The following is a 12,277-nucleotide window of genomic DNA, read 5'->3' as shown; positions in this document are numbered from 1 at the left end:
GTTCGAAGGGCCCCGTACACGCCCGCGAGATTTTCACCTGGCCTTCACCGGCGGGGCAGTGGCGCACGTCACAGCCTCGGCCGGAGATGCCCCATAATGCCCGGCGCTTGATCCCCGGCATCTCCGGCCGCCGACGAGGGAGGTCAAGGGCTGTATCAGGACAAGGAGGCCAGGAGCCCGATTCCCGGTGCCAGCACCCCGGGCTGCCCCAGGGCGCGGAAGTCGGCCTCGACCGCCGCCAGGTCCAGGACGCCGCGGCGCACGGCGTGGAAGCGGACCTGCGACCACAGGAAGACGTCGAGGTTGTCGTACCGCGTGCCGCCCTCCACGACCTCCTCCTCGTGGAACCACAGCGCGACCCGGCCGTCGGCGAGCACGACGTGGTAGTTGCCCCCGCCGTCGGCGCCGATCGACCACACGTCGTCGTCGGACAGCTCGGTCTCGTAGTCCGAGTCCAGGATCCGGCAGTCGTTGGCCTGGAAGTCGAAGCCGTACGACCAGTCGTAGACGTCGAGGAACTGCGGCATGGTCCCGGACCGGACCCGGCGGTCGAAGGCGGCCAGCGAGGCGGCGGCGGAGGACGGGAGCCGGGCCAGGAACGGCTCGGCCGAGCGTATGTCCGCGGGAAGGCTGACCCGCGGCTGGTCGGGGAACCAGCGCGCCAGGTCGGCGTCCAGATCGCGGTCCGCGTACCCGTCGATCTCGGCAACGGTGAGTGGCATGCGGTGAGGCTAACCGAGCGAACCGACACCGACTCGTCCGAACGCCGGCCGCCCAACGACCAACGCAGAGCCGCCCGGCGCCGAATTGGCACCGGGCGGCTCGGGAAGGTCGGATCAGCTCGGGAAGCGCAGCGGGTTGGTGATGTCGGCGGCCATCAGCAGCAGCGACAGGCCGACGAACAGCACCAGGAAGGTGAACGCGGCCGGCATCAGCTTGTTCAGGTCCACGCGGCCCGGGTCCGGCCGGCCGACCAGCTTGGCGACCTTGCGGCGGCCGGCCTCGTACAGCGCGATCGCGATGTGCCCGCCGTCCAGGGGCAGCAGCGGCAGCAGGTTGAAGATGCCGATGAACAGGTTGATGCTCGCGATGTACTGCAGGAAGCTGGCGTAGCCGCCGTCCTTGATCACGCTGCCGGTCAGGCTGGCCATGCCGACCACGCCGACCGGGGCGTCCGCCGAGCGCGGCTGGTTGGTGTTCGTGGCCGCCTGGAACAGCTTGGGGATCGAGGCCGGGATGTCGACCAGGCCGGTGACCGAGCCCTTGGCGTAGGAGCCGAAGGCGCTGAAGCCGTTGCCCACAGCGTCGACCGGGCCGGGGTGCTTGGTGATCTCCGGCGGGGCCTGGATCCCGATCATCAGGCCGAGCTGGACCTGCTTGGGGTCGGCCGAGACGTTGCCGACCTGCGGGGTGATCGTGGTCGTGTGCTGCTGGCCGTCGCGCACATAGGTGACGTTCACCGGCACCGGGGCGCTGGTCGGCTTGTTGTCGCTGCCCAGCGAGGGCTCGCCCTTGTGCAGCTGGTCGGTGACGTCGGTCCAGCTGTGGGTCGGCACGTTGTTCACCGCGACGATCTTGTCGCCGCTCTGCAGACCGGCGGCCAGGGCCGGGCTCTTGGCGTCGCCGGCGGCGCAGTCCCCGGCCGTCGTCTTCAGGCACCGGGTGACGGTCCCGACGTTCCCGGACAGGTCCCGGGTGGCCACGCCCCAGGTCAGCGGGACGATCAGGAGCAGCACCAGGGCGATCATGAAGTGCACGAGCGAGCCGGCCGACAGCGTCAGCAGCCGCCAGCCCAGCGGCTTGCGGTAGAAGGCCCGCGGCTCGTCCTGCGGGTCGATCGGCTCCAGGTCCGTCATCCCGATGATCTTGACGTAGCCGCCGGCCGGGATCGCCTTGACGCCGTACTCGGTCTCGCCCTTGCGGAACGACCAGAGCCGCGGCCCGAACCCGACGAAGAACTCGGTCACCTTGCCGCCGGCCTTGCGCGCGCACACCATGTGCCCGGCCTCGTGCAGCATGATCGATGCGATGAGCGCGAGGGCGAACAGGATGATGCCTAGCGGGCCCACTTATCCACCTAACGTTGTCGGCACGGGTGCCGGTCGGCGCGTGTCGTCTCCTCAGCCGGCCGTCAGTTCGCGTGCCCGCGCACGCGCCCAGGAATCCGCCTCGAGAACCGCCTCCAGAGTAAGGTCCCCACCCTGAGAGCGCCCTGAACCGGAGTGTTCGGCGACCACCCGTTCGATGGTATCGACGATCGCCGGAAAGCGGAGGCGGCCGGCGAGGAATGCCGCCACACACTCCTCATTGGCACCGTTGAAGACGGCCGGGGCGGTCCCGCCGGTTGCGCCGACCTGCTTGGCCAGCCCGACCGAGGGGAAAGCCTCGTTGTCCAGAGGGAAGAACTCCCAGGTGGAAGCCTTCGTCCAGTCCAAGGCCGGGGCGGCGTCGGGGATCCGGTCCGGCCAGCCCAGCGCCAGGGCGATCGGCAGGCGCATGTCCGGCGGGGAGGCCTGGGCCAGGGTCGAGCCGTCCACGAACTGCACCATCGAGTGCACGATGGACTGCGGGTGCACCACGACCTCGATCCGCTCGAAGGGGATGTCGAACAACAGGTGCGCCTCGATCACCTCCAGGCCCTTGTTCACCAGGGTCGCGGAGTTGCAGGTGACCAGCGGGCCCATGTTCCAGGTCGGGTGCTTCATCGCCGCCTCCGGCGACACGTCGGCCATCTCGGCCCGGGTCCGGCCGCGGAACGGGCCGCCGGAGGCGGTGACGATGAGCTTGTCGACCTCCTCGGGCCGGCCGCCGCGCAGCGCCTGCGCCAGCGCCGAGTGCTCGGAGTCGACCGGGACGATCTGGCCGGGCTTGGCCAGCCGGGCCACCAGGTCGCCGCCGATGATCAGCGACTCCTTGTTCGCCAGCGCGAGAGTCCGCCCGGACTCCAGCGCGGCCAGAGTGGCCTTCAGGCCGGCGGCGCCGTCGATGGCGTTCAGGACGATGTCGCACTCGCGGGCGGCCAGTTCGGTCGCGGCGTCGGGACCGGCGAGGATCTCAGGGATCTGGAACTCGCCGGCGGAGTAGCCGCGCTTCTGGGCCGCGGCGTAGAAGGCGAGGTTCAGGTCCTGCGCGGCACTGGCCTTGGCCACCGCCACTGTGCGCGCGCCGGTGGCCAGCGCCTGCTCGGCGAGCAGCTCCGGGTTCCCGCCGCCGGCCGCCAGACCGACGACGCGGAACCGGTCGGGATTGCGGGCGACCAGATCCAGGGTCTGGGTGCCGATGGAGCCGGTCGAGCCGAGAAGGATGATGTCGCGCACGGTGTGGGTCACGTCGGCCATTCTGGCTTACCCCTCGTCGGCGGCGGGCAGGTCCGGGCCGACGGTCACACGAGGTTCACACCGATGTGCTCTTTCAGGGAGGAACCGCGGACAGGCCGCGGCTCCCGCGCACATCAGGGCCGCTACATCTCCATCAGGCGCGCCGACAGGCCGCCGACCGGTATCCAGTCGATCTCGGTGCCGGCGTCGCGCAGGTCGGTGAGCACCAGGTCGTCGTACATGAGGTGGGCCGCGTCGTGCGGCCACAGGACGGCCCACAGCCACAGGCCGCCGGCCTCGCCGAGGAACACCGCGCGGTCGCCGGTGTCCGGGACGCACCACATGGAGGTGGAGCGGCCCGCGGCGTAGAGCTTGGCGTGCGCGGCCGTCTGCTCGAAGGTGCGGCCCGGGTCGAAGCCGTCCAGGCCGGCGAAGCAGGCGCCGAGGCCGACGCCCATCTCCTCGGCGATCAGCACCAGTTCCCCGATACCGCCGAACGGGTTGGGACCGGCGCAGGCCACCGCGGTCGCGCGGGCCCCGGCCTCGTCGCCGGCGTAGGCGACGCCGGTGAACTCCCAGCCGGTCGGCAGCGGCCAGGGCATCCACACCGGGACCTGGCTGTTGGCGGCCGTCTCGGCCAGTTCCTTCACGGTGGGGGGCTGCACCGGCTGGAGCGGGTGGATCGCGCCGTGCAGGTCGCACTGCCAGGCCGTGGACAGCAGCCCGGGGGCGCGCACCCGGCTCCCACAGCGTGGGCAGCTGGGCTCGGCCTTCATAGAGACTGACGGTCCTCTCGTCGGCGCCGGTCCGTCAAGCCCCGTCACCCGGATGGCGGGCGGGGCGGGCCGGTGATGGGGCGCGGTTTCGGGCGCGCGCCCCTCACCTACCCGTCGGCGGCTCCGGCTACGCCGCCGGAGTCGGGCGGCCGGGCTGCTCGCCGCCCCGGGCCTCGCCGTACGAGCGCTTGGGAACCATCACCTTGCGACGGAAGACGCAGACCACGGTGCCGTCCTGCTTGTAGCCCTTGGTCTGGACGTACACGATGCCGCGGTCGTCCTTGGACTTGGACTCGGTCTTGTCCAGGACCTCGGTCTCGCCGTAGATGGTGTCGCCGTGGAAGGTCGGCGCGATGTGCCGCAGCGACTCCACTTCCAGGTTCGCGATCGCCTTGCCCGACACGTCGGCCACGGACATGCCCAGCAGCAGCGAGTAGATGTAGTTGCCGACGACGACGTTGCGCTTGAAGTCGGTCGTCTCCTCGGCGTAGTTCGCGTCCATGTGGAGCGGGTGGTGGTTCATGGTGATCAGGCAGAACAGGTGGTCGTCGTACTCGGTGACCGTCTTGCCCGGCCAGTGCTTGTACACCGCGCCGACCTCGAACTCCTCGAAATACCGGCCGAACTGCATGCAGGGATCCCTTCCGCCTGGTCGCCGCCGGTCCCCGCCGGTCGGCGCTGCCGCTGTCCCCGTCATCTTCGCGCAGAGGGCTACTCGCCAGTAGTACGCCGGGCGGTGAGGTCCGCCACGTTCTCGACGCGGCCACCCGGCCTGATGGGATGCCCGTGCTCACCATCGCCGTTCGGCTGTCCGCCGGCAGCCGAGACCAGACCGCCGAGACCCAGACCGCCGATGTGGCTGAGGCGCAGAAGCCCGGCGACTGGCTCAACCCGCCGCGCCGAGACCGCGCAACCGGCCCAAGCCCTCGGCCTCAGCCCCCAGCCTCAGTCCTCTACGTCGCCGTCGCCGTCGACATACCCGGCCTCGTCGGCCTCGTCGGCCACCGACCCGTAGGCCTCGATCTCCCCGGCCGGCATCACCTCGGAGATGTGCGGCGTGAGCTTCTTCAGCAGCAGCGCGAGGTGCTCCTCGCTCAGCACGTCGCCGACCACCGTGGCGTGCGCCAGGTCGCCGATCAGCGAGGCGGCGCGGGACAGGCCGGCGTCGCGGTCCCAGGCGCGGTAGGTCGCGGCGCGGGCGTAGCCGCGGGCCACGCGGGCGGCGCCGACGCGGTCGTGGCGGAGGAGCTCCAGGTCTGCGGCGTCCAGGACCTCGCGGCGGTCCACCTCGAAGATCACGTCCGGGCGCTCCAGGCCGACCCCTATCTGGTCCACCTGCTGGCGCTCCAGGTTGGAGACCGCGGTGATCAGGCCGTTGACGTGGCGGCCGTGCGGGCCGTAGGCCCACCAGCCCGGGACCTCGGCCACGACCAGGAACTCGCGGGTGACGATGGCCTTGGCGCCGATCGCGCTGGAGGGCGTGTAGTGCTCGGGCGCCGGGACCGCCTGGAGCTGGAACAGGCGGAAGCCGCCGTCGATGCCCAGCGAGAGCGTCATGTCGTCGGCGATGCCCAGGCCCGCCTGCGCCGGGTCGGGGTAGACCAGCAGGCCGACCGGGACCTCGGACTTCGGCGAGGCCTCGTCGTCGTCGACGGACAACGGGTCGTGGTCCTGCCACGTCGAGGGGATGAACGTGGTGACGCCCCGCTCGAGGGCGTCGCAGAGGTCGACCTTGTGGTGGTCCGGCCCCACGAAGCGTGTCCCGTCCATCCTCGCTATGACGTAGTAAGTCGCCACTGTTTACTTCCCGCCCTATACGTTCGCGCTCTTCAACCGCCTCAAGGCACCATCCTGCCGTAACCCGGCCCCGCAGCGGGAGCGACCACTCAAAAACCCAGCGAGCGCACGGCGGTGGCGACGGCGTCCGGCCGGTCCGCGGCGATCAGGTGTTTGGCATCGGGTAACTCTACGACTTCGGCCCCCGGAAACAACCCCGCGAAATCGCGCTGGCGTTCGACCCAGCGCTGCGCGTGTCCGTCCCCTGACGCCCCCGCCGCCCCCACCAGCACCTGGACCAGGACCTCCGGGAAGGGCCGCTCGCAGCGCAGCTCAAGCAACTCCACCGCACTCGGCCGGTACGACGACAGCTCGTTCACGACCGCCGCCGCGACCCGGCTGGACCGGTAGACCGCGCGCCCGAGTTCCCGGTCCGGATCCCGGTGCGTCGTGCTCGCGGCCTGGTACACCAGCCGCCGCACCGCCGGGCCGAGCACCTGGTTCAGCCCGAGCATCCGGGTCCCGCGTACGAGGGCCTGGCCGAGGACCCGCCCGGGACCTTCGGGTGCCGGGGTGACGTCCGGCTCGGAGCTGGCGTCGACGAAGACCACCCCGGCGATCCGCTCGGGATGCAGGCGTGCGAAGGCCTCGGCGTGGAAGGCCCCGTAGGAGTGCGCGACCACGAAGACCTTCTCCCCGGGCCCGACGCCGACCGCGTCCAGGACCCGGCCCAGCCGCTCGGCCTCGCCGACCAGGGTCTGCGGCGCCGGCCGGCCGTCATCGCCGTACTCCTGCTGCGACCATCCCAGTCCCGGCCGGTCGAAGCGCACCAGCCGGTGGTCCCCGGCCAGCATCGGCACCACCGGGTCCCACTCGAACCAGGCGCCGGCCAGGCCCTGGACGAACAGCACCACGGGCCCGTTCTCGCCGTCCCGGACGACGTGCAGCAGCGTGCCGCGATCATCGACGAACCTCACCGCGCCTCCATCCGGCCATGATCCCACGCAAACCGGCCGAAACACCGAAGCGCCCGGCCTTCCTGGAGGAAGCCGGGCGCCGGGGAAAACGAGAGCTCTGCCGAAGCAGATCCCTAGTTGGCCTTACTTGGCCTTGTAGTCCTCGAGAAGACGCCGCCCGATGATCATCTTCTGGATCTCGGCGGTGCCCTCGCCGATCAGCAGCATCGGCGCCTCGCGGTACAGCCGCTCGATCTCGTACTCCTTGGAGTACCCGTAGCCGCCGTGGATCCGGAAGGAGTCCTCGACGACCTCCTTGCAGTACTCGGCGGCGAGGTACTTCGCCATCCCGGCCTCGAGGTCGTTGCGGCGGCCGGCGTCCTTGACCTTCGCGGCGCGCACCATCATCGCGTGCGCGGCCTCGACCTTGACGCCCATCTCGGCCAGCTTGAACTGGATGGCCTGGTGCTGGGCGATGGGCTTGCCGAAGGTGGTGCGCTGCTGGGCGTAGGCGGCGCCGAGCTCGAAGGCGCGGACCGCGATGCCGCAGGCGCGGGCGGCGACGTTGACCCGGCCGACCTCGACGCCGTCCATCATGTGCGCGAAGCCCTTGCCCGGGGTGCCGCCGAGGATGCGGTTCGCCGGGATGCGGTAGTCGGACAGGACCAGTTCGGTGGTGTCGACGCCCTTGTAGCCCATCTTGGCGATCTTGCCCGGGACGGTCAGGCCCGGCGCCACCTCGCCGAAGCCGGCCGGCTTCTCCACCAGGAAGGTGGTGAGGTTCTTGTGCGCCGCCGCCTCGCCGAGGTCGGTGCGGGCCAGCAGGGCGACCAGGGTGGAGGAGCCGCCGTTGGTCAGCCACATCTTCTGGCCGTTGATGACGTAGTCATCGCCTTCCGGCACGCCCTTGGTGGTGATCGCCGCGACGTCCGAACCCAGCGCGGGCTCCGACATCGAGAACGCCGCCCGGACCTCGCCCTCGGCCATCCGGGGCAGGAAATGCTGCTTCTGCTCGTCGGTGCCGTGCTGCTTGATCATGTAGGCCACGATGAAGTGGGTGTTCAGGATCCCGGACACCGACATCCAGCCGCGCGCGATCTCCTCGACCACCAGCGCGTACGTCAGCAGCGACTCGCCGAGGCCGCCGTACTCCTCGGGGATCATGAGCCCGAACAGGCCCATCTCCTTCATGCCCTCGACGATCTGCGTCGGGTACTCGTCGGCGTGCTCCAGGTCGTTGGCGACCGGGATGATCTCCTTGTCCACGAAGGTGCGGACCGTCGCCAGGATCTCCTCCTGGATGTCGGTCAGGCCCTCGGTCTGCGCCAAGCGCCCCATCGTCAGGCCTCCGGGATCTCAAAGGAAGTGGTGCGGCTCATCCCGGCGGCGCGGCCCTTGCCGGCGATGACCAGGGCCATCTTGCGCGAGGCCTCGTCGATCATCTCGTCGCCCAGCATCGCCGAGCCCTTCTTCCCGCCGGCCTCGGACGTGCAGTAGTCGTAGGCGTCCAGGATCAGCTCGGCGTGGTCGTAGTCCTCCTGCGACGGCGAGTAGATCTCGTTGGCCGCCTCGACCTGGCCGGGGTGCAGGACCCACTTGCCGTCGAAGCCGAGCGCGGCCGAGCGGTTGGCGACCTCGCGGAAGGCGTCCACGTCGCGGATCTGCAGGAAGGGGCCGTCGATCGCCTGCAGGTTGTGCATGCGCGCGGCCATCAGGATGCGCATGAGGATGTAGTGGTACGGGTCGGCCGGATAGCCGGGGATCAGCGCGCCGACGACCAGCGACTTCATGTTGATGCTGGCCATGAAGTCGGCCGGGCCGAAGATGATGGTCTCCAGGCGCGGGCTGGCCGCCGCGATCTCGTCGACGTTCACCAGGCCGGCGGCGTTCTCGATCTGCGCCTCGATGCCGATCTTGCCGACCTCGAAGCCCATCGTCTTCTCGATCTGCGTGAGCAGCAGGTCCAGCGCCTGTACCTGGGCCGCGTTCTGCACCTTGGGCAGCATGATGGCGTCCAGGTTCGGGCCGGCGCCCTCGACCACGGTGACCACGTCGCGATAGGTCCACTCGGTGGTCCAGTCGTTGACGCGCACGACCCGCGCCTTGCCGGTCCAGTCCCCCTCATTGAGGAACTTCACGATCGTGTGCCGGGCCTCCGGCTTGGCCAGCGGGGCGCAGGCGTCCTCCAAGTCCAGGAACACCTGGTCGGCCGGCAGCCCCTGCGCCTTCTCCAGGAAGCGCGGGTTGGAGCCGGGGACGGCCAGACACGAACGGCGCGGGCGCTGCGGGCGAGCGGACTCGGACATGGGTGGGTTCCCTCCCGGGGTGGGTACGGACCGCTTGATACAGCCGTCACGTTACTGGCGGGTCACCTAGGGCGTCATCATGACGCGCGCCACTTCCCGGGGCCGCTTTATAGCGGTCAGTGCGTGTCCTGCCCCCGGTTCGCCGTCACCACGAGCAGCAGCCCGCCCAGAATCAGCACCGCCCCGGGGATCGCCCACACAGAGGGGATCTGGTGCAGGAATATGGCGGCGATCACCGCCGCCATGGGGACTTCCAGCAGGATCGACGTCGAGATGACGGTCGCGCTGGTGGTCTTCACGACCCGGTTGAAAAGCGTGTGCCCGAGGAACTGCGCCAGAAGGGTGAGCGCCAGGATCTTCACCCACGCGTTGCCGCTGAACCCGACGAGCCCGGACCCGGTCACCCCGGCGGCACCGATCAGGAAAACCGACGCCGCGCCGTAACAAAGAAAGGCGTAGGTCGGCAGCGAGGCGGTCTTCCGCACCTCCCCGCCGATGGTCATGTAGACCGCGGCGAACGCAGCGGCGGTCAGCGCCAGCAGATCGCCCTCGAACGCCCGGAACGAGGCGTGGAAGTCCACCCCCGACAGCACGATCACCCCGGCGAACGCCACCCCGATCCCGGCAAACGCGCGCCTGGGCACATGGTGCCCCAGGATGCGGGCGACGATCGCGGCGAAGATCGGCTGCGTCGCGGCGAAGGCCGTCGCCGACGCCACCGAAGACAGCTTCGCCGACGGCGTCCAGGTCGCGAAGTGCGCCCCGAGAATGAGGCCGGAGACGATGGCGAGCATGGTGGTCCGGCGCCCGAGACCCCGCAGCTCAGCCCGCAGATTCGCGCGCAGCAGCACATAGGGCGCGAAGACCGCGGTGGCTATCGCGTTGCGCCAGAAGGCGATGGCCATGGCGGGAGCCGCGGTGGCGGCGATCAGCGGCCCGGAGGTCCCCACCGCGGTGACAGCGACCCCGAGCACGGCCACATCGGCTTTCGGCGGCCGGTGGACGGCCGAGACACGCAGCGGGACGGGCGGCACCGCCGCCGGCACGGTCGCGGCGCTGTCGGCGGTCACCTGCGGATCCCGGTCACGTGTAAGCCCCTATCGCGGATGGTGCTCCTATCGGCGGAATCAGGGTATCCGGGGGCGCAAGGGGGTCCGGGCGATGCTCAGAATGCGGGCATGCGAGGCACGGAGGACGGACGGCGGCGGTCGCGCGACTGGTACGGGCAACGGCCGGCGGGCGGGCGCGATGCGCGCTCCCGAAGCGCGTCCAGAGCCCCATCGCGCCGTGCAAGGTGTGAGACGCTACGGCCATGCCGGAGAAGACCACCGACCAGACCCCCTGGGTGCCCGAGCCCGACTTCGACGCCGCCCTGATCGAGGAGGCCGCCAAGAAGTCCGGGCTGGTGTGGCTGAGTCCGGCGGGCCTGTCCGCGAAGGCCGGCGCCGGGCGGCCGGGCGGGCCGCAGGCGGTCTGGCATGTGTGGCACGACGGTGCGGTCACCGTCGTCGCCGGCGGGGCCGAGCAGCCGCTGCCGCTGTGGGCGGTGCCGGGGCGCGTGGTGGAGATCGCCATGCGGAGCAAGGACCAGGGCGGGCGGCTGATCAGCTTCCTGAGCCAGGTCGAGCTGGTGGTGCCGGGCACGCCCGAGTGGGGCGCGGCCGCCGAGGCGCTGCACGCCGAGCGCCTGAACCTCTCCGAGGGCGACCAGTACCAGCAGCGGTGGGCCGCGGAGTCGGCGATCCTGCGGATGCGGCCGCTGGGCGGTGCCGTGGCGCCTGACGGCGGATCGGGGGCGGCGCGTCCGCTGCCGACGCCGGCCACCACGCTCGGCCGGATGCCGAAGATGATCGGCGGGCTGCCGCGCGAGCAGGAGAAGGCCAAGCAGGAGAAGGCCAAGGCCACCAAGAAGAAGTGACGGGCGGCCGGCGGTAGCCCCCGCCGACCGGCCTCGACCACCCGTTCGGCAGAATCCCGGCATCCGCGCGCGAACCGCCGGGTACCGGACCGGGCATGAACCGTGCCGCCCTCGCAGCCGCCAACGCCGACCTCGACCAACGCGAGCGCGGGCGCAAGCTGCGGATCGGCTTCTTCGTCTTCATGGCCCTGCTCATGCAGCTGGCGTTCGTCGTCTCCTACACCGGCGCGCTGCACGCCCCGCAGCCTCCGCACCGCATGCCCGTCGGCGTCGTGGCGCCGCCGCAGGTGGTCCAACAGCTGCAGAAGACGGCTGACGAGTCCGGTCCGCTGTTCACCTTCAAGCCGCAGGCCAGCCCGGAGACCGCGGCGAACGCGATCCACCACCGCAGCGTGCTCGGCGCCTACCTCCCGGCGGCCGTCGGCACCACCGACCAGCTGCTGGTGACCACGGCCATCGGCCCGGCGGCGCCGCAGGCGCTGACCCTCGCGTTCACCCGGGCCGCGCAGTCGCAGCAGCACACGCTCCAGGTGAAGGACGTCCTGCCGCCGCACCGCGGCGACGACGAAGGGCTGGTCCCGTTCTACCTGGTCATCGCCTGGACCGTCGGCGGCTACCTGGCCTCGACGCTGGTCGGCCTGATGGGCGGGATGCAGAGCGCGACGCCCCGGCTGGCCCTGGAGCGCATCGGGATGCTGGCCGCCTACAGCGTGCTCGGCGGCATCGGCGGGACGCTGATCGTGCACACGATCATGGGCTTCCTCGGCGGCGCGTGGTGGACCCAGGCGCTGATCGGCATGCTCGTCGTCTTCTGCGTGTCGGTCTTCGCCAACGGTCTGCAGACCTTCCTCGGGCTGGTCGGCACCGGCATCGTGATCGGCCTGTTCGTGATCCTCGGCAACCCGTCCGGCGCCGGGCCCTGGCCCCGGAACATGCTCCCGGCGTTCTGGCGGGTGATCGGGCCGTGGCTGCCGAACTTCCAGGGGACCAACGCGGTGCGCGGGGTCGCCTACTTCCACTCGCAGGGGCTGGGGACGGCGATCTGGGTGTTCGTCGCCTACGCCGCGATCGGCCTGGTGCTCTCGGTCGCCGGAGCGGGCCGGGACAACCCCATCCTGCGGATGAGCGAGCATTGAGCGGAGCGCTGAGGCAAGCACCGGGCGGAACACTGAAGCCACCGGCCGCGACCCCCTGACCTGCGGAGCGGGCCAACGCCCGCGGCGTGGGG

At 70.8% G+C, this 12,277-nt stretch carries 12 protein-coding genes; 2 read left to right on the top strand and 10 right to left on the bottom strand.

The annotated features are described in order from the left end of the window. Window positions 1-155 precede the first annotated feature (155 nt). From ABIA35_RS09925 to ABIA35_RS09880, 10 genes are all read right to left on the bottom strand, one after another. Window positions 156-722, bottom strand: coding sequence for a hypothetical protein (locus ABIA35_RS09925; protein WP_370357617.1), 567 nt, complete (start codon window positions 720-722; stop codon window positions 156-158). 114 nt (window positions 723-836) lie between these two features. Beyond that, entirely contained in the window at window positions 837-2,069 is a 1,233-nt protein-coding gene (locus tag ABIA35_RS09920; RefSeq protein WP_370357616.1) for an RIP metalloprotease, read from the bottom strand. Window positions 2,070-2,120: 51 nt separating this feature from the next. Then, window positions 2,121-3,338: a 1-deoxy-D-xylulose-5-phosphate reductoisomerase gene (gene dxr, locus ABIA35_RS09915; RefSeq protein WP_370338187.1), complete on the bottom strand. Its 1,218-nt coding sequence runs from the start codon at window positions 3,336-3,338 to the stop codon at window positions 2,121-2,123. Window positions 3,339-3,460: 122 nt separating this feature from the next. Continuing rightward, window positions 3,461-4,093 carry a DUF6758 family protein gene (locus ABIA35_RS09910; RefSeq protein WP_370357615.1) on the bottom strand — a complete coding sequence of 211 codons (633 nt, stop codon included), beginning with the start codon at window positions 4,091-4,093 and terminating at the stop codon, window positions 3,461-3,463. A 127-nt stretch (window positions 4,094-4,220) separates the two neighbouring features. Then, window positions 4,221-4,724: a MaoC family dehydratase gene (locus ABIA35_RS09905; RefSeq protein WP_370338183.1), complete on the bottom strand. Its 504-nt coding sequence runs from the start codon at window positions 4,722-4,724 to the stop codon at window positions 4,221-4,223. A gap of 314 nt (window positions 4,725-5,038) precedes the next feature. Next, window positions 5,039-5,863 (bottom strand): hypothetical protein, encoded by an 825-nt coding sequence (locus ABIA35_RS09900; RefSeq protein WP_370338181.1) that lies wholly within the window; start codon window positions 5,861-5,863, stop codon window positions 5,039-5,041. Window positions 5,864-5,979: 116 nt separating this feature from the next. Further along, a complete protein-coding gene (locus ABIA35_RS09895; protein WP_370338179.1) occupies window positions 5,980-6,846 on the bottom strand; it encodes an alpha/beta fold hydrolase in 867 nt (288 codons plus the stop codon). Window positions 6,847-6,969: 123 nt separating this feature from the next. Then, window positions 6,970-8,163 (bottom strand): acyl-CoA dehydrogenase family protein, encoded by a 1,194-nt coding sequence (locus ABIA35_RS09890; protein ID WP_370338177.1) that lies wholly within the window; start codon window positions 8,161-8,163, stop codon window positions 6,970-6,972. 2 nt (window positions 8,164-8,165) lie between these two features. After that, window positions 8,166-9,131: a CoA ester lyase gene (locus tag ABIA35_RS09885; RefSeq protein WP_370338176.1), complete on the bottom strand. Its 966-nt coding sequence runs from the start codon at window positions 9,129-9,131 to the stop codon at window positions 8,166-8,168. A 116-nt stretch (window positions 9,132-9,247) separates the two neighbouring features. Then, the gene (locus tag ABIA35_RS09880) at window positions 9,248-10,201 is read right to left on the bottom strand and encodes a DMT family transporter (RefSeq protein ID WP_370357614.1); all 954 of its coding nucleotides are present in this window, start codon (window positions 10,199-10,201) and stop codon (window positions 9,248-9,250) included. Between the two features lie 242 nt (window positions 10,202-10,443). Between ABIA35_RS09880 and ABIA35_RS09875 the strand changes: the two genes are divergently transcribed. Together ABIA35_RS09875 and ABIA35_RS09870 are read left to right on the top strand one after the other, a co-directional pair. Beyond that, window positions 10,444-11,049, top strand: coding sequence for a hypothetical protein (locus ABIA35_RS09875; RefSeq protein WP_370338172.1), 606 nt, complete (start codon window positions 10,444-10,446; stop codon window positions 11,047-11,049). Between the two features lie 95 nt (window positions 11,050-11,144). Continuing rightward, window positions 11,145-12,185: a DUF3533 domain-containing protein gene (locus tag ABIA35_RS09870; protein WP_370357613.1), complete on the top strand. Its 1,041-nt coding sequence runs from the start codon at window positions 11,145-11,147 to the stop codon at window positions 12,183-12,185. Window positions 12,186-12,277 lie beyond the last annotated feature (92 nt).

This window comes from Catenulispora sp. MAP12-49 (genome assembly GCF_041262705.1).
GTDB lineage: Bacteria > Actinomycetota > Actinomycetes > Streptomycetales > Catenulisporaceae > Catenulispora.
This window is presented reverse-complemented; position numbering and strand designations above follow the sequence as displayed.